This is a genomic window from Micromonospora sp. NPDC005194, from assembly GCF_040608335.1.
Taxonomy (GTDB): domain Bacteria; phylum Actinomycetota; class Actinomycetes; order Mycobacteriales; family Micromonosporaceae; genus Micromonospora.
In genome coordinates, this window is the sequence record NZ_JBEXIA010000012.1 from 108834 (window position 1) to 133331 (window position 24498).

A 24498-nucleotide genomic window follows, 5' to 3' on the forward strand; every position below is an offset into this window, starting at 1 on the left:
CAGGGTGCGGTCGGTCAGGAGATCACCCAGCAGGGTTTCCGGGTCGAGGGTGGGCCACCATGCCTCGATGAACCGGGCGATGGTGGCGTCCTCGGCGATACGACATCGCGCAACTGTTCGGTCTCCTCCTCGGAGAGCAACCCGTCGATGTCACTGCCGGTGGACGTCCGGGCGGAGTGGTGGTCATTCCCCATGTCCCTGTCGACGCGAGCGAGGATGTCCTCGAAGCCCTCCTCCATCTCGTCCATCAGCGCCTCGCGCTGCTCGGCGACGACATCGGCGAGTAGGTGATGCAACTGCTCGGCGAACGGCGCGCGGGCGCGGTGGTAGGGGCGTCCCTGCACCGCCGAGGCGAGGGCGTGCGCCACAGTTGTGGCTGCGATGACGTAGAACTCGCCCTCCCAGCGCAGCTTCAGCTCGCGGGGCCGGGGAAGCAGCGACGTGACGTAGTTTTCGAGCGCGGGCTGCCAGAGGGCGCGGCCCTTGATCTCGGCGAGAGGCCAGCTCTCGTCGCGGCCCACCTGAACGTCGGTCAGCAGGGTGTCGCAGGTCGCCGAGACGACGTCGGTCTCACCGAGCGCGGGTAGCACCTGGGCGATGTACTGGAGGAACCGCGGCGAGGGGCCCAGAACCAGGACCGCCTGGTCGGCCATCTTGCGGTGGGTGAACAGCAGGTACGCGACGCGGTGCAGGGCGACAACGGTCTTGCCGGTGCCGGGACCGCCCTGAACGATCAGTGGGCCGGTCGCCTCCGCCCGGACGATGTCGTCCTGTTCGCGTTGCAGCGTGGAGATCGCTGTCGACATGCGGCCGGTGCGCCGCTGGTCGAGGGCGGCCAGGAGAGCGCCTTCGCCGACGAGTTCCGCCGTCGTGGTTCCGTCCAGAGGCTCGTCGTCCACGCCGACGACGACCGATCCCGTCGTACGGATGTGTCGGCGCCGTGCCTGACCCTGTGGGTCGACAGCCGTCGCGGTGTAGAACGGCCGAGCTGCGGGAGCGCGCCAGTCCACCAGCACTGGCTCGCTGCCCTCGCCGTCGTCGCGGAGACCGACACGGCCGACGTGGCGTACGGTGCCGTCAAGACCGTCGAGGCGGCCGAAGACCAGCCCTTCCTCTGCTCGCTGGAGCTCGTCGAACTGCTGGCGGAGCATGCGCTGCCGGGCCAGCGCCAATGCGTCCAGCGCCTCCGACGAAAGCTCGACCTGTAGCTGGTCGACCAGCTTGTCGCGCCGGGCCGTGGCCACGTCGAGAAACGCCTGTTCCTCGGCTATCGCGGATCGGCGCGCGACGCCCTCCGCGGTAGAGGTCGGTGGTTCGCTGACGCCAGCAGTGCCGTTGTTCAGAGCAGACTTCCGGCGCATTCGCAAGTCCTTGTATGGGTGTCCCTCGGCCCGGACGAGCCGCAGTGCGGTCGGCGGCAAGCATAGGTTTGTGTTTCCGTCATCGGCCAGGAAATCCGCCGGCAGGGAGGGGAATCTCAATACCTTGCAGTTCGGGTTCGCGTGTGGCCTCAGTGAAGTGATCTCAGCAAAGGGTTGGACGGCACTGACGCTTCGCGAGCTGCTCGTCTTCGGGGCTGGTGGAGTCTGGCCGTGGGCCGGACTGGGGAGACGCTGCTGGTGACATCGGGGATGCTGTGGGTATGACTGAGGAACTGAGAGATCGTTCCGTGCCGTCCGGCGACACGGTGTCCGCTTCGCCATCAGTGATCTCTGTGATGCTGATCGTCCCGGATGCTGACGCTGCGGTCGCCTGGTACAAGGCTGCGCTGGGCGCGACAGAGCTGTGGAACCTTGGTGGCGTCGCCGGCCTTGAGATCAGTGGCGCGGCCTTCTTCCTCCATGAGGTCAATCCCGAGAACCCCACAGAGACCAGTCCCGGCCAGGCGGGGGTCACGAGCACCCGCATTGAGGTGTTCGGCGATGATCCCGACACCTTCATCGAGCGCGCCGTGGCCGCGGGCGCGATCGCCGGAGCGGGAATCGAGGATCACCACGTGCCCTGGGGGACGCACCGTCAAGGTGGCTTCACGGACCCGTTCGGTCACAAGTGGTCAGTAGGCGACAAGTCACCTCTGGGTCCGTTCCCACGCTGATTGGGCCGGCCCTTCGAATGCGACGCAGGATCGCGTACGGCGGCATGGCCTGCGGTCTGGCCAGCTCTTTAGCGAAGTGTCAATGCCGGAGCTGGAGTCCGGAAATGGGTCGACACGGACCCAACCGTCCAGAGCGGACGGTGCTGGACTCGGCGTGGAGTCCTCGGTAGAAGAAGATCTGCCAAAATCTACTTCACCAGTCAGGACTCCACGTGATCGCTTATCGTGCCATGCTCGACGTCCCCAAGGGAACTCGTGCACCACCTTGCCCGGCTGCTGGCCACCGAACACCGCGCCCGCGGCACCCGAAAGGGCACCAGGGCGATGACCTGCTTTCGTCAGGCGCTGATGGCGCTGGTCTGGTTCCGCAAAGGCGGGGACAAGACCCTGCTCGGCGCTGGATTCGCCGTGTCGAGGGCCGCGGCGTACCGCTACATCGCCGAGACCATCACGGTCCTGTCCGCTCAGGCCCCGGACCTACACACCGCCCTGCGGCGGGTCGCGGACGAGGGCTGGTCCCACGTGATCCTCGACGTCGGCGACATCGTCCGCGCCAGCCTCGTATTGACCCATTTCGAACACCGATACCTGCCCGATTCCCGCTGAGATCACCTCAATCAATCTCGATTCGTTCATTGACAGTCCGAGGGTCTGATCTCGCAGGAGTTTTACGGCACGGACGCCTTCGGCCGCAGCCTGGGCTACCTCAGCCAGCGGCCTGTGTAGCCACCGCGACCCACTCGGTACGGCCCGGCGGGTAGCCTGACACCGCAGCGCCCCTGTCCCTCGAAACGGGTCAAGCCCGTCAGCCGATCGTGGAAAGAACACTGGAGGTTCCGTGGCCAAGGGCTACTGGGTCAGTGCCTACCGCACCATTTCAGACCCTGAGAAGCTGACTGCCTACAACAAGCTGGCCGCTCCAGCCGTCCAGGCCGGGGGCGGGCGGGTCCTCTCCCGCGGCGGTCGAGTCGTCGCACACGACGCCGGAATCGCCGAGCGCACCGTCCTGATCGAGTTCGACAGCTTCGAACAGGCCGTCGCGGCACACGAGAGCGAGGCCTACCAGGAGGCGCTGGTCGCCCTCTCCGACGGCGTCGAGCGCGACTTCCGCATCATCGAAGGCATCGACTGACCGGGGCGACCGCGCCAACGCCAGCGATTTCACCTTTCTGAACGACTCCTGCGCTTGCCAGGCGTCGTTGCGGCGGGATGAGGGCTGACGCAACTCCTCTGGCGACCGGCTCGTTGGTGACACGGGGCGGACGGAGGCGGACGATGGCGGCGGGGCGGGGTGCCGAGCTGCTGCGCCCTCCCACCAGTTCGGGCCGTGCCACTTTCCTGGAGCTGTTCTTCGATCTGGCCTTCGTCGTTGCCCTCACCCGGGTCTCGCAACGATTCGCCACCTTGAGCGATGACACTGGCTGGGCGCTCGTCACCGGGTTCGGACGTACCCTGCTGCTCTTTCTGGCGCTCTGGCTGGTCTGGTCGCACACCGCCTGGATCACCAGTCGCTACGAACCAGAGCAACCGATCATTCAAGCCGTCGTGGTCGGCACCATGTTCGCCGGCCTGATCATGGCGGTGACGTTGCCACGCGCCATGGAGGAGCGAGCGCTCCCGTTCACGGCCGCGTACCTGATGGTGATGGTGGTGCGGCCAGTGGTGATCGCCGCCGCGCTGCGTGGCCACCCGCGACGGCTGGTGCCGATCCGACTTGCCGTGTGGGCCTCGGCGAGCGCGCCGCTGTGGCTGGCCGGCGCGCTGGGCCCGGACCGACTCCGCCTGCCGCTGTGGGCTGCCGCACTCGCCGTCGACTACCTCGCCTGGGCCCTGGGCTGGCCGCTGCCGTGGCTCGGGGTGTCGAAAGTAGGTCGGTGGCGGATCGAGGGGACCCATCTCGCGGACCGTTATCAACAGATGTTTCTCATCGCACTCGGTGAGTCGATTCTGGTTATCGGCGTGGTCTTCAGCGGCGCGGACTATTCCGCGGAGCGGGCCGCCGCCTTCGCGGTCGCGTTCGTCACCAGCGCGCTGCTCTGGCGGATCTACTTCTACCGCGCCGGTTTGCTGTTGACGCAGGCGTTCGGCCGAGCGGGTATGCCGGGCCGGCTGGGCGCGGTGTTGGAACGGACGCATCTGTTGATCGTGCTAAGCGTGCTCGTCACGGCGGTCGGCTACGAGCTGGTGATCGATCATCCGTTCGGGCAGCCGCGGCCCAGTTGGCTGCTGTTCGTGGTGGGCGGTCCGATGCTCTTCCTCGTCGCCCGTATGCGGCTGGAATACGAGATCTTCGGCCGGGTTTCCCGACCCCCCATGATCGGCTTGGTGGCCCTGCTGCTGTTCACGCCGGCGTTGGCCCGTTGGACGCCGATGGCCGGGCTGAGCGTGGTGGCCGGAGTGCTGGCCCTGGTCGCGCTACTCGACGCGCTGCGAAGCCGGGGGCAGCCGCTGGAGGGTCCCGCCTCGCCGATCGGACGGGAGACGTCCGGAGATCGCGACTCCGAGGCGTGACGCGGCGGTCCTGCGCACCTGCTGCGCGGGCGGAACCACGTGGCGAGGACGGCGGCTGACGCGATCTCCGTGTCCAACACCGCCACGGCCGAAGCGGAGGCGAGGCGGTCGATCGCCGCGATGACCCGTGTCGCCGGGTAATCGCCCGGCGTGGCACGCACCGGGCGCGGATGCCGCACCTGCGCTGCTGTCACGGGTAGTGGCGAGCCCCACTCGATCAATAGTGGCCAGATAGAACGGTCGGTCTTGACGGCAGAAGTGTCGGTCGGTACGGTTCTCAGGGACAGAACGTTCGTTCCACCTGGCGCAGCCGGGTGTGCGGCTGTCCCTGAAGGAGAGCGCCATGCCTACCAAGATCACCCTCGTTATCGGTAATCCCGCCGACCCTGCCGAGTTCGAGAAGGTCTACGACGACGTGCGTCGGGCCGCGGAGACATTCCCGAAGGTTCAGCGGGTCGAGTCAGCCAAGGTGTGGCCGAAGGAGGACGGCACGCCTACTCCCGCGTACCGGACGCTCGACCTGTACTTCGCCAGCTACGAGGACGCCTCCGCCGCGGTCGCGACGCCCGCTGCCGGCGCCGTCTTCGGTGGGCTCCAGGGCGCTCAGGTGGAGATCACGGGGCTGTTCTCCAACATCGAGTAGCACCGCCGTCTTGTCCCGGCGGTGGCCCGCACCCGCTGGGCGTCCCTCCGCTCCGGAATCACCGAGAGGATGACCATGACCACCCTTGCCGTTCCCGGCATCTCGACGACGGCCGCTGCCTTGCGGCGGTTGTATTTCGGCCGCTTCGCCTTCGCAATCGTCTGGGCTGCCGTGACGTTTCCACTCGCCCAGCACCTCAACCCCCTCACCGTCGCGCTGCTCGTGCTCTACCCGCTGTTCGACGTGGCCGCCGCCATCGTCGATGTCCGCGCGTCGCGGGCCACCGGATCGCCCACCCTGCTGTACGTGAACGTCGCGATCAGCCTGCTCGCCGCGGTGGGCCTGGGCATCGCCGGCGCGTCCGGCATCCCGGCGGTCCTGCGTGTCTGGGGCGCCTGGGCGGTCGTGGCCGGGCTGGTTCAGCTGATCGTGGGCGTCACCCGCCGCAAGATGGGTGGCCAGTGGCCGATGATCATTAGCGGTGGCATCTCCGTCATTGCCGGTGGATCGTTCTTCGCGGCTGCCTCCGCGGACAACCCGGCGCTGACCAACGCGATCGGCTACGCCATCCCCGGCGCTATCTTCTTCCTCATCGCAGCCATCCGCCTCGGCCGCGCCGCGAAGGGGAACTGACGTGCAGAACGCCACGTACGACGTCATTGTCATCGGCGCGGGGCCGGTGGGGGAGAACGTCGCCGACCGCGTCGTGCGGGGCGGCCTGACCGCCGCGATCGTCGAGCGGGAACTGGTGGGTGGTGAGTGCTCGTACTGGGCCTGCATGCCGACCAAGGCGTTGCTGCGCAGCCAGACGGCGCTCCGGGCGGCTCGTCAGCTGCCCGGAGCGCGCGAGGCGGTGACCGGCGATCTGGACGCGGCGGCCGTGCTGCGCCGCCGGGACTCCTTCGCCTCGCACTGGAAGGACGACGGCCAGGTGTCCTGGCTGAATTCGGCGGGGATCGCGCTGTATCGGGGCCAGGGGCGGATCAGCTCCGACCGGTTCGTCGAGGTGACCGGCGCGGACGGTGCCCCGACCTCGCTCACCGCCCGACACGCGGTCGTCATCGCGACCGGAAGTAGCGCGCTGGTGCCGGACATCGCCGGCCTGCATGAGGCGGCGCCGTGGACCAGCCGTGAGGCCGCCGCCGCGAGCGAGGTTCCCGGCCGGCTCGCCATCATCGGTGGTGGCGTGGTGGCCGCGGAGATGGCGACGGCGTACGCCAGCCTCGGATCGTCGGTGACGGTCCTCGCGCGGGACGGAGTGCTCACGCTGGCGGAGCCGTTCGTCGGCGAGCGGGTCACGCAGTCCCTGCGAGAAGCCGGCGTGTCCGTCCAACTCGGTGCCGAGGCCACCTCGGTGAGCCGCGACGGCGACGGCACGGCGCACATCACGCTCACCGACGGCGACCAGGTCGAGGCCGACGAAATCCTCGTTGCGATCGGCCGTACGCCTAACACGCACGACGTCGGCCTCGACCGGATCGGCCTGAAGCCGGGCGCCTGGCTCACGGTCGACGACACCCTGCGAGTGGTCGACGGTGCCGGCGCGTTGATCGGCGACGGATGGCTGTACGCGGCCGGGGACGTCAACCGGCGGGTGCTCCTGACCCACCAGGGCAAGTACCAGGCTCGAGCGGTGGGCGACGTGATCGTGGCGCGGGCCAGGGGCGAAGCGCCAGACGAACGCCCGTGGGGTCGGCACGTCGCCACCGCCGACGCGCGCGCCGTGCCGCAGGTCGTCTTCACCGACCCGGAGGTCGCGTCGGTGGGGCTGACCGCAGCCGCCGCCGAGGCCGCCGGGCTGCGGACCCGGGTCGTCGACTACGACCTGGCCGCCGTCGCCGGGTCCGCGCTGCATGCCGACGGCTACCAGGGGCATGCCCGGATGGTCGTGGACGAGGACCGGCGGGTCATCGTCGGCTTCACCCTCGTCGGCCCGGACGTCGCGGAACTGCTCCATGCCGCGACGATCGCCGTCGTCGGTGAGGTCCCCCTGGAGCGGCTGTGGCACGCCGTTCCCGCGTACCCGACCGTCAGCGAGGTCTGGCTACGTCTGCTCGAGGCGTACGGCCGCTGACCCGAGCCGTTCGGCCGTGCTCGCCACCGCCGGCCGGGCACCCGTTGCGACGAGGCTCACGAACGGGCTCAACCGGTGGTGGCAACACGAAGGAGCTGGGTCATCCCCTCACCGGGGGTGGCCCAGCTCGACGTCGTGCGGCAACGGTCGCGCGAGGACTAGCGGGCCGACTCTGCCGACTGACGCTCCGAGTTGATCCTGAGGAGTCCTTCGACACCGCGCAGGAAGGTCTCGGACACCAACGTGGGGTCGGAAAGGCATCCGGCTGCCATGGCGCCGTCCCGGAGCATGACGAAGTGGCGTGCCGCGGGATCCGCCGTTTCTTCGTGGACCTGTGCCATGAGCATGGTGATGGTGTCCAGGAACCATTGCCGGTGGGCCGTGAGTTCTTGGTGCACGGGATGGTTCGTGTCGGGGTATTCCGCTGCGGCGTTCAGAAAGGCGCACCCGCGAAACCCGGGGGACTGGATGTTCTGAGCGATGGAACCCGCGATGGCCAGGAGTGGATCGACCGGCGATCGGTTGGCGGCGATGGCCTCGTCGACCATGCCGCGCTCCAGCTGATGCACCTTACGTAGGTAGGCCAGGATGAGGTCGTCCTTGCTGGGGAAGTGCCGGTAGAACGTGGCCCTGGTCACCTTCGCCTCGGCGATGATCCGGTCGACGCCGACGGAGTGAATGCCCTCCGCGTAGAAGATTCTGATCGCCGTGCGGAGAAGCCTGAGCCGTGCCTCAGAGGGCCGGGCATCGGGTTCGTCGCGCGTCATCCCACCATCTTAGCGACAGAACGTTCGGTCTGATCTGTGCCTGCGATATTGGACGAGGCCCTCCGTTCGTCGATCCCACTGACGGCGCCCTCGTCGATGCGGGATTCTGGATGCGGCAAGCCGGAGCCGGGATCGCGGGCTGACGCGTATTGCCGGGGAAATGCTCCGTTGACCGTCCTTGTCGGCCCGGTCTGCGTATCGCCGGCGGTGGGCAGTGCGGCCTCTCGTGGCTGGCGGTCTGGCACTCTGTGCGGATGCGACGGGTCACCGTGCTGGGCTCCTCTGGCGCCTTCCCCGAGCCGGGCCGTGCCTGTAGCGGTTTCGCGGTGGACTGGGACGGCTACCGCCTGGTGCTCGACCTGGGCTACGCCACGCTGCCGCGGCTGCTCGGGCACTGGCCAGACGGTGCGGTCGACGCTGTCGTCATCACCCATGAGCACCCCGATCACTGCGTCGACCTGCACGGACTGTTCCGGATGCGGTTCTACGGATCCTCTGCTGAACCACGGCTGGCGTTGTACTGCCCGCCGGGCGTGCTCGACCGGATCAGCGGCCTGGAGCCGGACGTCGACCTGCACGCGGTCTTCGACGTGCATCCGCTGCCCGGCACCTACCGGGTGGGACCCTTCGACCTGACCGGACTGTCCCTTCCGCACCACGTGCCCAATGCGGGCATTCGGATCGAGGCCGACGGGACAGCGGTGGCCTACTCCGGGGACACCGGCCCGACCCCCGTGCTGGCCGAGCTCGGCCGCGACGCCGATCTGTTCATCGTCGAGGCCACCGACCGCGACGGCGAGACCGACCGACCCACCCGCCATCTGATGACCTCCACCGAGGCCGGTCACTGGGCTCGCCGGGCGGGCGCCCGCCGCCTGCTGCTCACCCACTTCTGGCCGGGCAACGACCGGGCAGCCGCAGTGGCCGCCGCACAGCTGGAGTTCGACGGGCCTGTGCTGGCGGCCGAAGAAGGCCTCACCGTCCTGCTCGGCACACCAGATCCGGTGACGACCGGAAGCAGGTAGCCGGGATGAGTGCTCGTACGGTGGGATTCATCGGGCTCGGCATCATGGGCGTGCCCATGGCGACGAACCTCGTCAACGCGGGCGTCGACGTGGTCGTCTGGGCACGTACGCCCGGGCCCGTCGCGGAGCTTGTCGCCGCCGGAGCGCGCGCGGCCGACGACCTTCCGGGAGTGTTCGACGCGGCTGGGACGGTCATCCGAGGTCGAGGGCGCGACAGCGCGTAGTTCGTCGCACCGTGAAAGGGGTCCGGCGCGCTGCGGGCTCGCCGAATAGGCTTTGGCCATGAGTGGCGTGCTGAACCCTCCGCGCGACGCGGTGAATCCCCTTCGTCAGTTCACGATCGACCAGCTCCGGCAACGGACGAGCCTCAAGTGGCGGGAGTACCCCGACGACGTGCTGCCGCTCTGGGTGGCCGAGATGGACGTGCCGTTGGCCGAGCCGGTCGCCACCGCGATCACCGACGCTGTCGCGCGCGGCGACACCGGTTACACCGCCGGCACGGCGTACCCGCAGGCGCTGGCGGAGTTCGCCCGGCGGCGGTGGGGTTGGGACGGGCTGGCGGTGGAACGTACGGCGCTGGTGCCCGACGTGATGCACGGCGTCGTCGAGGCGTTGGGGTTGGTCACCGAGCCGGGGGACGCGGTGGTCGTCAACTGCCCGGTCTACCCACCGTTCTACGAGTTCGTGGCGCACGCCGGCCGCCGGATCGTGGAGGCACCGCTCGGCGGGGACCTGCGGATCGACCTCGGCACGCTTCAGGACGCGTTCCGGCAGGCTCGTTCCGGTGGGCGGCCGGCGGCGTACCTGCTGTGCAGCCCGCACAACCCGACCGGCGTCCTGCACACCGCGGACGAGTTGGCCGCCGTCGCCCACCTGGCCGAGCGGCACGGGGTGCGGGTGATCGCCGACGAGATCCACGCTCCGGTGGTGCTCGGGGGAGCGCGCTTCGTGCCGTACCTCTCGGTGCCGGGCGCCGAGAACGGCCTGTCGCTGATGTCCGCCTCCAAGGGGTGGAACCTGGCCGGCCTGCGCGGTGCGCTGCTGATCGCCGGCCCGGCCGCGGCGGGAGACCTCGCCCGCGTTCCGTTCGGGGCCAGTGTCAGCACCAGCCACCTCGGCGTGATCGCTCACACCGCCGCCTTCCGCGACGGCGGCGAGTGGCTCGACGCCCTGTTGACCGGCCTGGACGACAACCGTCGGCTCCTCGCGGCGCTGCTCGCCGAGCATCTGCCCGCCATCGGCTACGAGCCCGGTCAGGCCACCTATCTCGCCTGGCTCGACTGCCGCGCGCTGGGCCTCGGTGACGACCCCGCGGCCGTGTTCCTCGACCGCGGCCGGGTGGCGCTCAACTCCGGTACGGCCTTCGGCACCGGGGGCGGCGGTCACGTCCGGCTGAATCTGGCCACCGCGCCGGAGTTGATCACCGAGGCGGTACGCCGAATGGCCCTCGCCGTCGCGGGATAGGCCACGCGCGACGCGGCCGACCGGAGGGTGCCCGTGCTACCGGCGGTTGCGGGCCTCGGCCTCGGTGTCGAGCAGGTCGTTGAGTGTCAGCGCGGAGTTGATCAGCGACAGGTGACTGAACGCCTGGGGGTAGTTGCCGATCTGCTCCCCGGTCACGGCGATCTCCTCGGCGTAGAGGCCGAGGTGGTTGCTGAAGGTGAACATCTTCTCGAACGTGAGTCGGGCGTCGTCGAGGCGACCGGACCGGGCCAGCGCCTCGACGTACCAGAAGGTGCACATGTTGAAGGTGCCCTCATGGCCGGGGAGACCGTCGGGGGAGTGGACCGGGTCGTACCGGTGGACCAGGCTGTCGGAGACCAGCTCGCGTTCGATCGCCTCCAGGGTGGACTGCCACAGTGGGTCGCTCGGCGTGACGAAACCGACGGAGGGCATGGCGAGCAGCGCCGCGTCCAGCACGCTCTCGTCGTACGCCTGCACGAAGGTGCCGCGCTCCCGGTTGTATCCGCGGGCCATGACCTGGTCGTAGATCCGGTTGCGCTGCTCGGTCCAGCAGGTCATGTCCCCGGGCCGGCCGGTGCGGGTGGCGAGCCGGATGGCCCGGTCCAGCGCCACCCAGGACATCACCCGCCCGAAGGTGTAGTTGCGGGGGTGGTGGCGGCTCTCCCAGATGCCGGCGTCGCGCTGATCCCAGTTGTGGCAGAGCCAGTCGACGAGCCGGACGGTGCTCTTCCACACCTGGTGCGAGACGCGGATGCCCTGTTCGTCGGCGAGGTGCATGGCGTAGAGCGCCTCGCCGTGGATGTCGAGCTGAAGCTGGTCGGCGGCGCCGTTGCCGATCCGCACCGGCCGCGAGCCGCGGTAGCCCTCCAGATGGTCCAGCACCTCCTCGTGCAGGTCGGAGGAGCCGTCCACCCGGTACATGAGCTTCAGGGGATCCTGGTGGTCGCCGGCTTCGCGGATCCGCTCGTCCAGCCACGTCATGTACCGGCTGACCTCCTCGGTGAAACCGAGCCCGAGCAGCGCGTGCACCGAGAACGACGTGTCGCGTACCCAGGTGTAGCGGTAGTCCCAGTTGCGGGTTCCGCCGACCAGCTCGGGCAGCGCCGCCGTGGGCGCGGCGATCATCGCGCCCGTCGGGGCGTACGTCATGAGTTTCAGCGTGATGGCGGAGCGCTCGACCATCTCCCGCCACCGGCCGGTGTAGCGGGAGCGTTCGACCCAGCGCCGCCAGTAGTCCCGGGTCCACTCGAACACGCCCTGGATCTCCTCCGCCGGGATGACGCGCGGCTCGGTGCCGGCGGTCTCCAGGACCACGCCGCCGGTGTCGCCCTCGTTCAGGGTGCCGTACCCGACGAGGTCGTCGCCCTCAAGGCGGATCTCGCCGCGTTCGGAGATCAACCGGCCAGTGGGGTCCACCGGGTTGAACGTCAGCGTCGCCGACCGGCTGCGAAAGACGTAGCCGTTGCGGTAGCGCTCCAGCTGATGCGCTTCCCGGGCGTAGTCGAATCGCGGCCGGCACTCCACGCGGAAGCGCATGCTGCCGCGGACCATGGTGACGATGCGGACCAGGCGGTGCGCGTCGGTGACCCGCTCGCCCGTCACCGGCATGAAGTCCATCACCTCGGCCACGCCGTCCGCGCTGATGAACCGGGTGATCAGGATGGGCGTGCCGGGGAGGTAGAGCTGTTTGGTGACGTACCGGACGTCGTGTGGCGCGATGCGGAAGTAGCCACCCTTGTCCTTGTCCAGCAGGGCCGCGAAGATGCTCGGCGAGTCGAAGCGCGGCGCGCAGAACCAGTCGACCGTGCCGTCACACGTCACCAGCGCGGCGGTCTGCAGGTCGCCGATGAGTCCGTGATCCTCGATCGCCGGATAGCTGTCCACGTCTCTCCCCGGTTTGGCTGCGTCCTGCGCATCGAACCTAGGGGGAGAACTGTCGGCTCAGGCGAGATTCACGTTCAGCCACCCTGTCGTGCGGGCAGGGGATCTCGGGCCCTGGGACACGGGAAGCCACCCCTCTCGCCAGGGCGGCCTGACCCCCTGGGCGGCGGCGTGCTACTCAGGGGCGGGGTCGTGGTGCGGGCCGAGGTGGCTGATCTCGTACCCGTCGGGGTAGCTCCTGGCTCTCATGCCCTCGGCGAACAGCGGTGTCGTCCGTGGCGACCCGCACCACCGCTGCAGCCGCGAGCGCGTCTTCAACGCCGCGTGCAGGCCGGCCCGGACTGGCCACGGCGGCGCGTCGACCCGCGTCGCGCGTCGCAGCGGCGCGTCGTACATGGCGCTGACCAGCGCGTTTCCCAGCGGTGCGAGCAGCCGGGGGAGCCGCGTGAGCATCAACACCCGGGTGGCCCGCTCGATGGCCGCCGCCTCGTCGCTGGGCTGCAGGTGAGCCGCGTCGTGCGCGTCGAACCAGGTCTCGAACTCGGCGTACGACCCGGGGATGTCCGTGATGCCCATCCGCCGGCCCAGCTCCCGGTAGAACAGGTACGTCGCCTGCCGCTCGTGACAGCAGGGCGGGCGCCAGCCGTACTCCTGCAACCACCGCGTCGGGATCACGACCAGGCAGCCGAGGACGTAGCGGAAGTCGTCGTTGCCGATGTCGTACGGGCGGTGGATCTGGTTGACGCGCCGCAGCGCGTCGCGGCCACGGGGTTGGTCGAAGCCGTTGAGCACCATCTCGTACATCAGCAGGCCGGTGTCGTCGATGCGCTTCTGGGTGCGGTCGGTCAGCTCGCCGGTGGCGGTGTGCACGGCGGCGATGGCGGGGATGGAGAAGGACCGGTTGAAGGCGAGGTTGAGCCCGAGCTTCATGTCCCAGGGGAACTCGCGGCGCAGCATGGTCTGGTAGATGTCCAGGTAGTCACGCTGCGGGTCCAGCGTGCGGGTCCGCTTCAGGTTGTCGTAGCGGCCTCTCATCGGCGGGCGTCTCCAGACATCGGCACGGAACGTGAGTGTAAGCTCACTCCGTTTTGGAACACAGATGGGCGGGACAGGCATGGCGCACGGCGCCCGTGACGAGGTGCTCGGCCGGCTGGCCGAAGCGGTCGGATCCGTCGCCGTCGCACACCCGATGCGGGTCGCCATCGACGGACCGCCCGCCGCCGGCAAGACCACCCTCGCCGACGAACTGGCCGTCGTCCTGCGCGCACAGGGCCGCGACGTCATCCGCGCGACTATCGACGATTTCCTCTTCCCCAGGGCGCAGCGCTATCCGCGCGGCGAGTACTCGGCCGAAGGCTGCTACTTCGACACCCACGACCACGAGGCGCTGAAGCGGGTTCTGCTGGATCCGCTCGGCCCGGACGGAGACCGACGCTTCCGACCCGCGGTCTACGACCCCACCACCGACATCGTTGTGTCCCCGCCGGTCACGACCGCCCCGACCGACGCGGTGCTGCTCTTCGACGGCGTCTTCCTCATGCGCCCGGAACTGATCGACCGGTGGGACCTGCGCGTCTTCGTGTCGGTCGCGCTCGAGGCGACGGTGGATCGTGCCGTGGTCCGAGAGAGCCGGGTGTCATCCCGGGCCGACGTCGAACGGCGCTGGCGGGAGCGTTACATCCCCTCCCAGCAGCTCTACAACGCGACGGTCCGCCCGACCGATCATGCCGACATCATCGTGCACAACGACGACCCCCGGCAGCCGGTCTGGGAGACACTGGACCGGTTCGCGAGCCGCTCTGAGCGCCCGCACAGTCGGTCAAGTCCTACGCCGGCACCACGCCGATAGTCGACTTGACGGCCGCGCCGCCGAGCCGCTGGTGATCTGACAGAGGTGCCCCCGGTCTGGCCCGAGTTTGCGTCAGTCCTCGTCCGTCGGGCTGGGGCGGTTCTTGGCGATCCAGGATCGAACAGCCTTGCCATCCCAGACGCGGCCCATGCTCAAGGTGGCGAGGGGGTCAGGGAATCCCTTGCGGCCCACGATGATCGTGGCACGCTGCTTGCTGATCCCGCCAAGCAAGTCGCGGATCTCATCCAGCCCAAGCAGCTCCACAATCTGACGGTATGAGCCCTGCGAATTGAACGAGGCCATACAGGGTGGGACAACGCCTTTGGGGGTTGCCCTCGTGCAACCCCTTGTGATGCGGTAGGTGAATGACCCGACGCGTCACTTTTGCGGAATATCTGACGGCCGTTGCCCTGACCTTGGCTCGCAGACATAAGCCGGTGTGGTCGTGGATCAAGTGGCGCAACGTCTGCAAGTGCGGGAATGAGCTGCCCTGTCGAGCCAGGCACAAGGTTCCGATCAACCGGGGTCACTGGCCAGGTGAGAGCCGATGACCGCGCACGGACCGGTCCTCCCGCTGTGGCTGTGCGAGGCGTGTGACCGCCCCTGGCCATGTGCCATACGCCGGGTGGAACTGCTGGGGGAGTACGCCGCGTCGCCGGTGGGTCTCCGGACTTACATGGGATCGCACCTGGTGGCAGCCGCGCAGGACATGTCCTGGGCTCCCACCGACGCTGTATACCGCAGGTTCCTCGGATGGCTCGCATGAAGGCCGGCGACTTGTTGATCGTGGGGCGAGAAGCCAGCGTGCAGTTCATCCGCCCCATCCGGTTCCGCGTGATCCGCGTACTCGATTGGATCACCTACGACGGGTGGGTCTGGCTCGACGGGTACCAGCTCGACGATCGAGGCGACGCGGTGGCGCGACGGTCGATCTTCGTCATGGAGGAGGGGCTGCGATCCGCCCCGGCACCCGTCACGATCGGGCAACCGGGGCGGAAAAGGGTTCCCAGCCGTCGCGTTACGGCCTGAGCCGTATCGCCGGGTGTTGATGGACAGGTCCGGGCGTCGGGGTCGCCTCCGGGCCGCCCTCAGTACGGATAGCCCGGGACGTTGAGCCGCACGCTGTAGAGGCCGGAGTCGCCCCACGCACCCGAGGTGATGTAGAGGGTCTGCCGATCGGGCCCGCCGAAGGCCACGTTTGTCGTCCCGGAGAAGCCGGGCCGGATCGTGCCGAGCTGGGTGCCCGTGGGGGAGTAGACGTGGACCAGGGAGTCCCCGCCCGAGGCCCAGTACACGTTGCCGGCGCAGTCGATCGTGACGCCGTCCGGGCCGCCGATGTAGTTCACGAAGACGCTGCGCGCGCCGGTGGTGCCATCGGGCTGGACGGCGTACTTGTAGATCTTGTTCTCGGAGTAGGCGCCCACGTACAGCGTGGATCCGTCCGGCGAGAGCGCGATGCCGTTGGGCTGGCGCAACTGGTCGTCCACCAGCGACACCTGGCCGCCGGAGACGCGGAAGACGCTGGTACGGCCGTTCATCTGGTCCGGGCGGTTGCCGCGCTGGAAGTTGGGGTCGGTGAAGTAGGTGACGCCATCGGACCGGACCGCGACGTCGTTGGGCGAGTTGAACGCCCGGCCCTGGTAGTTCGCCGCGACGGTGCTGCGGCTCCGGTCGCTCAACCGGTACGCGGACACGCTGCGCTGGTCGTGGGTGGCCGCGATGACCTGCTGGCCGTCGGCGCTGAGCGCCAGACCGTTGCTGCCGGCGTTGGCGACGAACGTGTCGAAGGTCGACGGCGGGGTGAACCGGCGGATCGTGGACGGCTGGACGTTGTACGGCCCGCTGCCGGCGGCCATGTCGGAGAAGAGCAGATAACCACCGTCGGCGACCCAGACGGGTCCTTCGAGGAAGTTGAAGCCGCTTCGGATCTTCGTCGCCGTCACGGAGCTGGACGGCAGCGGTGACCCGGACCCGGCCCCCGTCAGGCACGCTCCGGGCGGTGTGCCGGGCGGACCGGCGAGCGCGACGGCGGCCGTGGTGTGAGCGCTCACAGGTGCGGCGGCGGGCAGCGGGGCGGCGCTGGCCGCGAGGCAGAGTCCGGCCAGGACGGCGATGGTGGGACGCCGGATCATCGGATGCTCCAATCGGCGTCGGCGGGTCGCGAGGACCGGCCGACGATCTCGGGGTCGCGGGGCGGGCACGGTGCTGGTGGGGCAGCCGGCCCGGTCCAGCTATTCCAGGTGGAAGGTGGCGGAGGCGCGTTCGCCGCTCGAACTGACCGCCTCCAGGTAGAGCAGACCGTCGCGGTGGCGGACGTAGCGGCCCGGGTAGTTCTGGGACTCCAACGAGAGCCCGGCGCTGTCCGCCAGGCCCGATCGGAGCTGGAAGCTCGCGTCGCTGGAGAAGACCGACGAGCCGTCGTTCCGCGCGATGGACAGGGCGAAGCCGTAGTGACGCAGGTAGTAGCCCGGGAAGTTGGTGGATTCCAGCGACACCGTTCCGCCGCCGGCCAGGCCGTTGACGATGCGGAACTGGCTGTCGGCGAGGTTGGTGACGTTCGGCTCGACTCGGGCCCGGTAGTCGTAGTGTCGGATGTAGCTGGTGGTCAGGTCGTGCGACCGCAGCCGGACCGGGGTAACCCCGTCGGGCACCGGGATGCCGAAGTTGGGGGTGCCGTCGGCGTTCCAGTACAGCTTCTGCACCCTGGTCCGTCGGTTCGGGTCGTTGAGCGGATCGCCGCTGATGTCCCGGTAGTTGCGGTCGTGATAGACCAGGATGTCGCTCTGCCCGTCCTCCGAGACGGTGAACGAATTGTGACCGGGACCGTACTGGCCGGTGGCCGCGTTGCTGGTGAACACCGGGTTGGGGCTCTTGCTCCAGGCGGCGGGGTCGAGCAGGTTCGCGGTGGCGGAGGCGCTCAGCATCCCGAGGCAGTAGTTGGCGTCGGTGGCGCTGGCCGAGTAGGTCAGGAAGAGGCGGCCGTTGCGCTGGATCACCGCGGGGCCCTCGGCGACCCGGTAGCCGCGGGTCTCCCAGTCGTACGTCGGCACGACGAGTCGGGTCACGGTGCCGGTGATCTGCCACGGGTTGGCGCCCATCCGGGCGAGGTAGACGTTCGAGTTGGTGGAGATGCCCGGCTCCTGCTGCGCCCAGGTCAGGTAGCGCACGCCGTTGGCCACGAAGGTCGAGGCGTCCAGGCTGAAGGTGTCCCAGGGTGTCGTGATCCGGCCGCGTTCGGTCCACGAACCGGTCAGCGGATTCGCGTTGGCGTTCTCCAGCACGTACATCCGGATGCGCCACACGTCGTCCGTCCGGCCGGCGGCGAAGTAGACGTACCACCGGTTGTTGATGAAGTGGATCTCCGGCGCCCAGATGTGGGCGCCCATCTCTCCGCTGGTGTGCCGGCTCCAGATCGTCGTCTCCGCGGCCGTCGCCAACCCTTGCAGGGTGGTCGCACGCCGCAGCACGATCCGGTCGTACTGCGGCACGGTCGCGGTCAGGTAGTAGTAGCCGTCGGTGTGCCGGAAGATGTGTGGATCGGCCCGCTGGTTGACCAGCGGGTTGGTGTAGCTCACGGCGGCTGCGGCGTGCGCCGGCCCGGCCATCGGCAGGCCGGCCGACACGGCGAGCACCACCAGCACCGCGGCCAGGACCGATCGGGGGCGTCGGGCGCCACCGCGGCCGGTACGCCCCGGGCCGGTGACTCGGCCGGCGGCGGCATCGGCTCGGTGGAGTCGCAGCGGCATCTGTCCTCCGTGACGTCTGTGCGCGAGAGCCGATCGGCCGCGAAAGCGGCGATCAACCCGCGGCACCCGCTGGGAAGGAACGCCCGCGGGCCGGGATCATGTCGAGCGCGTTGCGCCCACGTAACGGCCCTAAGTGTTGGCGCTAACATCGATGAGTGTCAAGATGTTCCGGACGCTGCGGCAGAGGGCGGTGCCGACCATGGCATCCAACGCGGCGGACAGATCACCACGATCGAGCGCGACGTGCGGCGGAACGGGACGTTTCGCGGTCGCGGAACGGGTAATCAGGCACGCCGGCGTGGCCGGCGGATGAACACTGTCACGGAGCAAGGGAGCGCGTGTCATGCCCGATCCGGAGCCCACCATCGTCCTCGTGCACGGCGCGTTCGCCGAGTCGGCGAGCTGGAACGGCGTGATCGAGCGGCTGGGCGCCGCGTACAACGTGGTGGCCGCCGCGAACCCGCTGCGCAGCGTCGCGGGCGACGCCGCGTACGTGCGGGACGTGGTACGTGGGATCGGCGGCCCGGTCGTCCTCGTCGGTCATTCGTACGGCGGCATGGTGATCACGCAGGCCGCGGCGGGCGACACAACGGTGCGGGCCCTGGTGTACGTCAACGCCTTCGCTCCGGACACCGGCGAATCGGCGCTGTCGCTGTCCGGGAAGTTCCCCGGCAGCACGCTCGCCGACACCCTGGTGCAGTACCCGGTGTCGACCGGCGGCAACGAGGTGGCGATCGGCCAGGACGCCTATCACGCGCAGTTCGCCGCGGACGTGTCGGGCGACCTTGCCGCGCTGATGGCCCGTACCCAGCGGCCGATCACCGAGCAGGCCCTGAGCGACGGGCTCTCCGGCGACCCCGCCTGGCGAGCCCTGCCCAGCTGGTTCGTGTTCGGCGACGCCGACATGAACATCCCGGCCGCCGCGCACCGGTTCATGGCCGAGCGGGCCGCCCCGCGGGGCCAGCGCGAGATCGTCGGTGGCTCGCACGCGATGGCGGTGGCCCGGCCGGGTGAGGTCGCCGAGTCGATCATCGAGGCGGTCCGGGCCACCTGAGTGGCCGACGCGACGCGACGGGTCACGTCGTAGCGAGCCGACCCGGGCCGGGCGCAGCGACTGATCAACCGCCGCGGCCGGTCGTCTCCCGGTTCGTCGTGGACGCACGGCGACGCCTCGGTGGGAAGGCGGCTATGGTGCCCGGGTGGTGATCGAGGGGTGGCACGGCTGGGTCGGCTCGTTCACCAGCGTCGTGCTCATCACGGTGGCCGCACTGCCGTTGGCCGCGCTGGCGGTGTGGGCTCTGGCCCGCCGTCGGCGTGCGAACGGCGCCCCGTGGGCGTGGCGAACGTCGTTGGCCGAGGTCGGCATCGTGTACGGGACGCTGCCGTGGGTCTGGATGATCATGTTGCCGGGCTCCCGGGCGGGTGCTGTTCCCGGGCGGCTGAGCCTGGTGCCGCTCCGTGACCTGTTCACCATCTTCTCCGACGGAGGGCTGCTGACGCTGACGGGTCAGGTCGTCGGCAACCTCCTGGTGTTCGCGGCGTTGGGATTCTTCGCTCCGCTGCGGTTCGCGGCACTGGCGTCCGTACCACGGATCGTGGCGCTCGCCGCGGGCTGCTCGGTCCTGGTCGAGGCCGCGCAGTACGTCCTGCGGTTGGACCGGGTGACGTCCGTGGACGATGTACTGCTCAACGCCGCCGGCGCCGGGCTGGCCGCGTTCGCGGCGCGCCACTGGTGGCGCGGCAGGGCCGACACGGCGTCGGATCGGCCGCGATCGGTCACGGCGTCGCCACGCTGACCTCCGGGCTCCGCCCCAGCGAGGCTTCACGCGCGATGGTTGCGTCGACGTCCAGACCCCGTGCGGTCACCGGGACACTCCGCCGGAGCCCGCCGCCAGTACCAAGCGGATTTCGCGGCTTCACGCACCGCTGCCGCCGGTCGTCTCCCGGTAGGCCGCCGCGATCCCGGCCAGCCCGCGGCCCAGCTCGGGGCCGCGTACCCCGGCGTAGCCGACGACCAGCGCCGGCGGCCGGTCGTTCGCACGCAGGGCGTAGAAGCGGCCGCCGCGGACCAGCACCGACCGGCGGCGGGCCGCCTGCACCAACGCCTCCTCGGCGCACCGCGCCGGCAGCGCCAGGTACGCCTGGAGCCCGCCGTTCTGACCGAGGACGGTGACGTCGGGCAGGTGGCGGGAGACGAACTGCTGGACCGCCTGACGGCGTTTCTGGACGTCGGCGCCGAGTCGGCGCAGGTGCCGGTCGAACGCGCCGGTGTCGATCAGCCGGGCGAAGGCGAGTTGCTCCAGGCCGGAGCAGCCGATGTCCCAGCCGGCGCGGATCCGCTCGACGCGTGCGGTCAGGTCGGCCGGGGTGGCCAGCCAGCCGAGGCGCAGCGCCGGGGCGAGGACCTTGCTGGCGCTGCCGGCGTAGATCACCCGGTCCGGTGCGAGGCTCTGCAGCGCCGGCATCCGCTGCGCCGGGGCGACCAGGGCGGCGTCGAAGTCGTCCTCGACGAGGTAACCGTCCACCTCCTGCGCCCAGGCGACCAGGTGCGCCCGGCGTTGCGCACTGAGCGTGACCCCGGTCGGGAACTGGCTGGCCGGGGTGACGAGCGCGGCGCGGACCCCGCTCGCGGCCAGCGCGTCGACCCGGATGCCGTCGCTGTCCACCGGGATGCCCACCGGACGCAGTCCGGCCTCGGCGATGAACTCCCACTCGCCCGGGTGTCCCGGGTCCTCCACCCCGATGGTGTCGTGGCCCCGGTCGCGCAACTCGCGGCAGAGCAGCGCGAGGCCCTGCGCGAAGCCTGACGTGATCATGAGGTGTTCGGGTCGGGTGCGGACGCCGCGGACCCGGCCGAGGTAGCCGGCGAGGGTGTGCCGGACGACGGGCAGGCCGGACGGTGGGGCGTACCCCAGCTCCCGGCGGCCGGCCGAGGTGACCACCGCGCTGACCGCCCGGATCCAGTCCTGGCGGGGGAAGGTGGAGTCGTGCAGGCCGCCGGTGCGCAGGTCGTGGACCGCCGCGGCGGGTGCACGGTCGTCCGGGGTGAGCGCCGAGCCGACGTCGGTACGCGTCGCCGCCACGGACGTGCCCGAGCCGTGCTGGGAGACGAGGTACCCCTCGGCGCAGAGCTGTTCGTACGCCTCGACGACCACACTGCGGGACACCCCGAGGTCGGCGGCGAGTTGCCGGCTCGACGGCACGCGGGTGCCGGGACGCAGCGTGCCCTCCTCGATCTGCGTACGAAATGCGTTACGGAGCTGCACCGCCAGCGTTTCACGTGATTGGGCATCTATTGACAGGCTTAGATTCAGGGACAAGTGGTCCGCTCCGAGATCGTCGAAGTGGTATGGACAGCGTGATCCGTGCCTGTGGAAAGTGTTGGCCGGGCGCGCAACCGCTCACTGACCGGCGAATCAGGGCGTACGTTCCGAGAATGTCCAATGCGGACGCCTCCACCGCCGGTGCCAGAGTGGTCGTGCGAGTCCTTTCGTCTGGGGGGAAGGGTCCGACCTGCCGCGTCGCCGGTGGGGTCAGCGCCAACGGTGGCGCGGAATCGGGCTGTTCAGAGGGGGTTCCGCAAGTGTCCCTATTGTCAACAGAGCTCGCCACGTCGCCCATCCCGTCGCATTCGGTGGCGGCGGCACATACACCATTGACCAACTCAATTCCCATAGAGGTGACATCTGTCACACTGCCGTCGATCGATCCTTTGTCGCTCTATACGGCACTCGCGGAAAGTTGCACGGACAACGATCTGTATCTCTTCGAAAGCCTGGACGGCCCGGCGCAGGACCGGTGTGCGGCAGCCGTCGGCTGGGGTCTTCTCGCCGAGGTGCGGTTCATCGCCGACCGGCTGGAGGTGACCGCCGAGGGTGCGCTCGGCGACGCCGTGGCCGCCGTGCTGACCGCCGTCCTGGGCGAGCCGGTCCGGCGCCGCGGCGCCCAGCGGGTCTGGCCGGTCGCCGGACCGAGCGAGGTGTGGGCCGCCGTCCGGGCCGTGCAGCGGGCGTTCGCGGTCCGCACCACAGTCCCCGCCGACAGCTTCGCCTTCGGTTTCCTCACCACCCTGGCGTACGAGGCCGCGCGGGACATGGACGAGCTCTGGATCGACCGGGTGGTCGACGACATCCCGCGTTGCACACTCGCGCTGTTCCGGCACACCGTCTGGTGGGACCTGCGCGCCGGCACGGTGCGGCAGCTCTCCGCCTCCGGCCCGCACCTGCCGCCGGACGACGCCGCCGCCCGGCTACCGGACCTTCCCGGGCCGGCCGACGGCCACCCGGACGTGCCGGCCGCCCCGCCGCCCAGCCTGGTCCGGGACACCGTCGACGAGGAGACGTTCGCCGCCCGGGTGAAGCAGTGCCTGCGGCACATCGAGGTGGGGGACAGCTACCAGATCCAGATCGGCCACCGGATCGACGTGGAGACCACGCTCACGCCGCTGGAGGTCTACCGACGGCTGCGCCACCGCAACCCGTCGCCGTACATGTACCTGACCCCGTGGGCCGGCCAGACCGTCATCGGGGCGAGCCCGGAGCTGTTCCTGCGCATCGAACAGGGCCGACTGTCGATGCGGCCGATCGCCGGCACCGCGCCCCGGGCCACCGACCCGGAGACCGACCGCCGGCGGGTGGCCGAGCTGGCGGCCAGCGAGAAGGAACGGGCCGAGCACGTCATGCTTGTCGACCTGTGCCGCAACGACATCGGCCGGGTCTGCGTGCCCGGCACGCTCAGCGTCGACGCCATGTTCGACGTCGAGCCGTTCGCGTACGTGCACCACCTGGTCTCCACCGTCTCCGGCCAGCTCGCCGACGACGCCGACGTGTGGGCGGCGATCTGCGCCACCTTCCCGGCCGGCACCATGACCGGCGCCCCCAAGCTGCGGGCGATGGAGATCATCGACGGCTTGGAGGACGAGCCTCGGGGCGTCTACGCGGGCGCCGTCGGGCTCGTGGACGTCCGCGGGTACGCCGTGCTCGCGCTCTGCATCCGCACCGCCGTGCACGACGGCCGGCGCTACCGCACCCAGGCGTCCGCCGGGGTGGTCGCCGACTCCACACCCGGCGACGAGTGGCGGGAGACGCTGGCCAAGATGAACGCCACCTTCTGGGCCCTGACCGGTGCGGAGCTGCTGTCGTGAAGGTCCTGCTCGTCGACGCGTACGACAGTTTCACCCACATCATCGACCAGTACCTGCGGACGCTCGGCGCGCGGACCGTGGTGGTCCGCTCCCGGACGCGGACCAGCGACCAGCTCGCGGCCCTACGACCGGACGCGGTGGTGCTCGGCCCCGGGCCTGGTCATCCCGCCGAGTCCGGGCACGTGGAGCTGGTGCACGCCTTCGCCGGCCAGGTCCCGCTGCTCGGCGTCTGCCTCGGCCATCAGGCGATCGGCCTCGCGTACGGGGGGACGGTCGCGGTCGCCCGGCACCTGATGCACGGCAAGACCAGCGTCGTCACGCACGACGGTCGAGGGGTCTTCGACGGCGCGCCCGCCCCGCTCACCGTGACCCGCTACCACTCGCTCATCGTCGCGGACCCGGCGCCGCTGGCCCTGCACGTCACCGCGCGGTCGTCCGACGACGGCTACGTGATGGGGGTACGACACCGGGCCCTGGCGGTCGAGGGGGTGCAGTTCCACCCGGAGAGCGTGCTCACCGAGGACGGGCTGCGCCTGTTCGACAACTTCCTGCGCAGTGCGTCGGCGACGCTGACGGCGGGTTCGTCATGACCGACCGGTCGGCACCCCTCGCCGTGGTCACCGGCGCGGCGGGCGGCATCGGTCGGGCCGTGACGGCGGCCCTGACCGAGTCCGGGCACCGCGTGCTCGGCGTGGACGTCGACCCGGCCGGCGACCCGGCGGCGTACGCCTCGCTGGTCGCCGACGTGGCCGTGCCGGAGCAGGTCGAGCAGCTCTTCGCGGAGATCCGCGAGCGGTACGGCCTGCCGGAGGTGCTGGTGAACAACGCCGGGGTCTACCACGCCCGAGCCTTCCTCGACTACGACCCGAAGACGTACGCGCAGGTGTTCGACGTCAACGTGGGCGCCGCGTTCTTCTGCACGCAGGCGTTCGCCCGCGCCCTGATCAGCGCCGGCCGGCCGGGCACGGTGGTCAACGTCGCCTCGATCAGCGGGCAGTCCGGCAGCCCGGACGCGGCGTACGGGGCGTCGAAGGGTGCGTGCATCGCGCTCACCCACAGCCTCGGCCGGTCGCTCGCCGAGCACCGCATCCGGGTCAACGCGGTCGCTCCCGGCCTGGTCGAGACCCCGATGGCCGCCCGGATTCCGGCGCAGCGTCGCGACGACTACCGGGCCCGGATTCCCGTCGGCCGGTTCGGCACACCGGCCGAGATCGCCGCGGCCGTCGCCTGGCTCGCCGACCCGGCCAGCAGCTACGTCACCGCCACGGTGGTGGACGTCAACGGCGGCCTGCACTGAGCC

25 protein-coding genes are annotated in these 24498 nt (G+C 69.9%); 17 read left to right on the forward strand and 8 right to left on the reverse strand.

What is annotated here, in order from left to right; all coding sequences use genetic code 11:
• Positions 1–14: 14 nt before the first annotated feature.
• A complete protein-coding gene (locus ABZU53_RS13305; RefSeq protein WP_355065927.1) occupies positions 15–1361 on the reverse strand; it encodes a UvrD-helicase domain-containing protein in 1347 nt (448 codons plus the stop codon).
• A gap of 281 nt (positions 1362–1642) precedes the next feature.
• Between ABZU53_RS13305 and ABZU53_RS13310 the strand changes: the two genes are divergently transcribed.
• The 7 genes from ABZU53_RS13310 (at position 1643) to ABZU53_RS13340 (ending at position 7323) form a co-directional block, all read left to right on the forward strand.
• Positions 1643–2095, forward strand: coding sequence for a VOC family protein (locus ABZU53_RS13310; protein WP_354855647.1), 453 nt, complete (start codon positions 1643–1645; stop codon positions 2093–2095).
• 255 nt (positions 2096–2350) lie between these two features.
• Positions 2351–2701, forward strand: coding sequence for a transposase family protein (locus ABZU53_RS13315; RefSeq protein ID WP_355065929.1), 351 nt, complete (start codon positions 2351–2353; stop codon positions 2699–2701).
• 232 nt (positions 2702–2933) lie between these two features.
• The gene (locus ABZU53_RS13320) at positions 2934–3227 is read left to right on the forward strand and encodes a DUF1330 domain-containing protein (protein WP_354855645.1); all 294 of its coding nucleotides are present in this window, start codon (positions 2934–2936) and stop codon (positions 3225–3227) included.
• A 143-nt stretch (positions 3228–3370) separates the two neighbouring features.
• Positions 3371–4606 (forward strand): low temperature requirement protein A, encoded by a 1236-nt coding sequence (locus tag ABZU53_RS13325; protein ID WP_355065931.1) that lies wholly within the window; start codon positions 3371–3373, stop codon positions 4604–4606.
• 343 nt (positions 4607–4949) lie between these two features.
• Positions 4950–5249, forward strand: coding sequence for a hypothetical protein (locus tag ABZU53_RS13330; RefSeq protein WP_355065933.1), 300 nt, complete (start codon positions 4950–4952; stop codon positions 5247–5249).
• Between the two features lie 75 nt (positions 5250–5324).
• Positions 5325–5882, forward strand: a complete 558-nt coding sequence (locus tag ABZU53_RS13335) for a hypothetical protein (RefSeq protein WP_355065935.1) — start codon at positions 5325–5327, stop codon at positions 5880–5882.
• 1 nt (position 5883) lies between these two features.
• The gene (locus tag ABZU53_RS13340; protein WP_355065936.1) at positions 5884–7323 is read left to right on the forward strand and encodes an NAD(P)/FAD-dependent oxidoreductase; all 1440 of its coding nucleotides are present in this window, start codon (positions 5884–5886) and stop codon (positions 7321–7323) included.
• A gap of 158 nt (positions 7324–7481) precedes the next feature.
• Here the strand turns inward: ABZU53_RS13340 and ABZU53_RS13345 are convergent, their stop codons facing one another.
• On the reverse strand, positions 7482–8090 hold the full coding sequence (locus ABZU53_RS13345; RefSeq protein ID WP_354855640.1) for a helix-turn-helix domain-containing protein: 609 nt from the start codon (positions 8088–8090) through the stop codon (positions 7482–7484).
• A 254-nt stretch (positions 8091–8344) separates the two neighbouring features.
• Here ABZU53_RS13345 and ABZU53_RS13350 point away from each other — a divergent pair, with 254 nt between their 5' ends.
• Genes ABZU53_RS13350 through ABZU53_RS13360 form a run of 3 tightly spaced genes read left to right on the forward strand, consistent with a single transcriptional unit; the run spans position 8345 to position 10579 of the window.
• On the forward strand, positions 8345–9115 hold the full coding sequence (locus ABZU53_RS13350) for an MBL fold metallo-hydrolase (RefSeq protein WP_355065938.1): 771 nt from the start codon (positions 8345–8347) through the stop codon (positions 9113–9115).
• Positions 9116–9120: 5 nt separating this feature from the next.
• On the forward strand, positions 9121–9339 hold the full coding sequence (locus ABZU53_RS13355) for an NAD(P)-binding domain-containing protein (RefSeq protein WP_355065939.1): 219 nt from the start codon (positions 9121–9123) through the stop codon (positions 9337–9339).
• Between the two features lie 58 nt (positions 9340–9397).
• Complete coding sequence (locus tag ABZU53_RS13360) at positions 9398–10579, forward strand: aminotransferase class I/II-fold pyridoxal phosphate-dependent enzyme (protein ID WP_355065941.1); 1182 nt, start codon at positions 9398–9400, stop codon at positions 10577–10579.
• Positions 10580–10615: 36 nt separating this feature from the next.
• On the opposite strand, the gene ABZU53_RS13365 is transcribed toward ABZU53_RS13360, so the two are convergent.
• Together ABZU53_RS13365 and ABZU53_RS13370 are read right to left on the reverse strand one after the other, a co-directional pair.
• Positions 10616–12463 (reverse strand): glycoside hydrolase family 15 protein, encoded by a 1848-nt coding sequence (locus tag ABZU53_RS13365; protein WP_355065943.1) that lies wholly within the window; start codon positions 12461–12463, stop codon positions 10616–10618.
• A 171-nt stretch (positions 12464–12634) separates the two neighbouring features.
• Positions 12635–13495 (reverse strand): oxygenase MpaB family protein, encoded by an 861-nt coding sequence (locus tag ABZU53_RS13370; RefSeq protein WP_355065945.1) that lies wholly within the window; start codon positions 13493–13495, stop codon positions 12635–12637.
• Positions 13496–13574: 79 nt separating this feature from the next.
• Here ABZU53_RS13370 and ABZU53_RS13375 point away from each other — a divergent pair, with 79 nt between their 5' ends.
• A complete protein-coding gene (locus tag ABZU53_RS13375; RefSeq protein WP_354855687.1) occupies positions 13575–14309 on the forward strand; it encodes a cytidylate kinase family protein in 735 nt (244 codons plus the stop codon).
• Positions 14310–14381: 72 nt separating this feature from the next.
• Here the strand turns inward: ABZU53_RS13375 and ABZU53_RS13380 are convergent, their stop codons facing one another.
• The gene (locus tag ABZU53_RS13380; RefSeq protein WP_354855634.1) at positions 14382–14573 is read right to left on the reverse strand and encodes a hypothetical protein; all 192 of its coding nucleotides are present in this window, start codon (positions 14571–14573) and stop codon (positions 14382–14384) included.
• Positions 14574–15062: 489 nt separating this feature from the next.
• On the opposite strand from ABZU53_RS13380, the gene ABZU53_RS13385 reads away from it, so the two are divergent.
• A complete protein-coding gene (locus ABZU53_RS13385) occupies positions 15063–15338 on the forward strand; it encodes a hypothetical protein (protein ID WP_354855633.1) in 276 nt (91 codons plus the stop codon).
• Between the two features lie 59 nt (positions 15339–15397).
• Here the strand turns inward: ABZU53_RS13385 and ABZU53_RS13390 are convergent, their stop codons facing one another.
• On the reverse strand, positions 15398–16441 hold the full coding sequence (locus ABZU53_RS13390; RefSeq protein ID WP_355065947.1) for an SMP-30/gluconolactonase/LRE family protein: 1044 nt from the start codon (positions 16439–16441) through the stop codon (positions 15398–15400).
• A gap of 99 nt (positions 16442–16540) precedes the next feature.
• Positions 16541–18055 carry a family 43 glycosylhydrolase gene (locus ABZU53_RS13395; protein WP_355065949.1) on the reverse strand — a complete coding sequence of 505 codons (1515 nt, stop codon included), beginning with the start codon at positions 18053–18055 and terminating at the stop codon, positions 16541–16543.
• Positions 18056–18398: 343 nt separating this feature from the next.
• Here ABZU53_RS13395 and ABZU53_RS13400 point away from each other — a divergent pair, with 343 nt between their 5' ends.
• Together ABZU53_RS13400 and ABZU53_RS13405 are read left to right on the forward strand one after the other, a co-directional pair.
• Positions 18399–19109 (forward strand): alpha/beta hydrolase, encoded by a 711-nt coding sequence (locus ABZU53_RS13400; RefSeq protein ID WP_354855631.1) that lies wholly within the window; start codon positions 18399–18401, stop codon positions 19107–19109.
• A 145-nt stretch (positions 19110–19254) separates the two neighbouring features.
• Complete coding sequence (locus ABZU53_RS13405; protein WP_355065950.1) at positions 19255–19851, forward strand: VanZ family protein; 597 nt, start codon at positions 19255–19257, stop codon at positions 19849–19851.
• Between the two features lie 120 nt (positions 19852–19971).
• Here the strand turns inward: ABZU53_RS13405 and ABZU53_RS13410 are convergent, their stop codons facing one another.
• Entirely contained in the window at positions 19972–21321 is a 1350-nt protein-coding gene (locus tag ABZU53_RS13410) for a PLP-dependent aminotransferase family protein (RefSeq protein ID WP_355065952.1), read from the reverse strand.
• Positions 21322–21734: 413 nt separating this feature from the next.
• On the opposite strand from ABZU53_RS13410, the gene ABZU53_RS13415 reads away from it, so the two are divergent.
• Genes ABZU53_RS13415 through ABZU53_RS13425 form a run of 3 tightly spaced genes read left to right on the forward strand, consistent with a single transcriptional unit; the run spans position 21735 to position 24495 of the window.
• Positions 21735–23198 carry an anthranilate synthase component I family protein gene (locus ABZU53_RS13415; RefSeq protein WP_355065954.1) on the forward strand — a complete coding sequence of 488 codons (1464 nt, stop codon included), beginning with the start codon at positions 21735–21737 and terminating at the stop codon, positions 23196–23198.
• Complete coding sequence (locus ABZU53_RS13420) at positions 23195–23788, forward strand: aminodeoxychorismate/anthranilate synthase component II (protein ID WP_354855627.1); 594 nt, start codon at positions 23195–23197, stop codon at positions 23786–23788. The genes ABZU53_RS13415 and ABZU53_RS13420 overlap by 4 nt, the downstream gene beginning before the upstream one ends.
• Positions 23785–24495: an SDR family NAD(P)-dependent oxidoreductase gene (locus tag ABZU53_RS13425; protein WP_355065956.1), complete on the forward strand. Its 711-nt coding sequence runs from the start codon at positions 23785–23787 to the stop codon at positions 24493–24495. Before ABZU53_RS13420 ends, ABZU53_RS13425 begins: the two co-directional genes overlap by 4 nt.
• The last annotated feature ends 3 nt before the right edge of the window (positions 24496–24498 follow it).

Coding starts and splice junctions, on each gene's coding strand:
- ABZU53_RS13385 (WP_354855633.1), top strand. CDS start 15,063: ATGGCTCGCATGAAGGCCGGCGACTTGTTGATCGTGGGGCGAGAAGCC.
- ABZU53_RS13390 (WP_355065947.1), bottom strand. CDS start 16,441: ATGATCCGGCGTCCCACCATCGCCGTCCTGGCCGGACTCTGCCTCGCG.
- ABZU53_RS13325 (WP_355065931.1), top strand. CDS start 3,371: ATGGCGGCGGGGCGGGGTGCCGAGCTGCTGCGCCCTCCCACCAGTTCG.
- ABZU53_RS13425 (WP_355065956.1), top strand. CDS start 23,785: ATGACCGACCGGTCGGCACCCCTCGCCGTGGTCACCGGCGCGGCGGGC.
- ABZU53_RS13345 (WP_354855640.1), bottom strand. CDS start 8,090: ATGACGCGCGACGAACCCGATGCCCGGCCCTCTGAGGCACGGCTCAGG.
- ABZU53_RS13360 (WP_355065941.1), top strand. CDS start 9,398: ATGAGTGGCGTGCTGAACCCTCCGCGCGACGCGGTGAATCCCCTTCGT.
- ABZU53_RS13400 (WP_354855631.1), top strand. CDS start 18,399: ATGCCCGATCCGGAGCCCACCATCGTCCTCGTGCACGGCGCGTTCGCC.
- ABZU53_RS13395 (WP_355065949.1), bottom strand. CDS start 18,055: ATGCCGCTGCGACTCCACCGAGCCGATGCCGCCGCCGGCCGAGTCACC.
- ABZU53_RS13335 (WP_355065935.1), top strand. CDS start 5,325: ATGACCACCCTTGCCGTTCCCGGCATCTCGACGACGGCCGCTGCCTTG.
- ABZU53_RS13305 (WP_355065927.1), bottom strand. CDS start 1,361: ATGCGCCGGAAGTCTGCTCTGAACAACGGCACTGCTGGCGTCAGCGAA.
- ABZU53_RS13355 (WP_355065939.1), top strand. CDS start 9,121: ATGAGTGCTCGTACGGTGGGATTCATCGGGCTCGGCATCATGGGCGTG.
- ABZU53_RS13375 (WP_354855687.1), top strand. CDS start 13,575: ATGGCGCACGGCGCCCGTGACGAGGTGCTCGGCCGGCTGGCCGAAGCG.
- ABZU53_RS13330 (WP_355065933.1), top strand. CDS start 4,950: ATGCCTACCAAGATCACCCTCGTTATCGGTAATCCCGCCGACCCTGCC.
- ABZU53_RS13350 (WP_355065938.1), top strand. CDS start 8,345: ATGCGACGGGTCACCGTGCTGGGCTCCTCTGGCGCCTTCCCCGAGCCG.
- ABZU53_RS13310 (WP_354855647.1), top strand. CDS start 1,643: ATGACTGAGGAACTGAGAGATCGTTCCGTGCCGTCCGGCGACACGGTG.
- ABZU53_RS13370 (WP_355065945.1), bottom strand. CDS start 13,495: ATGAGAGGCCGCTACGACAACCTGAAGCGGACCCGCACGCTGGACCCG.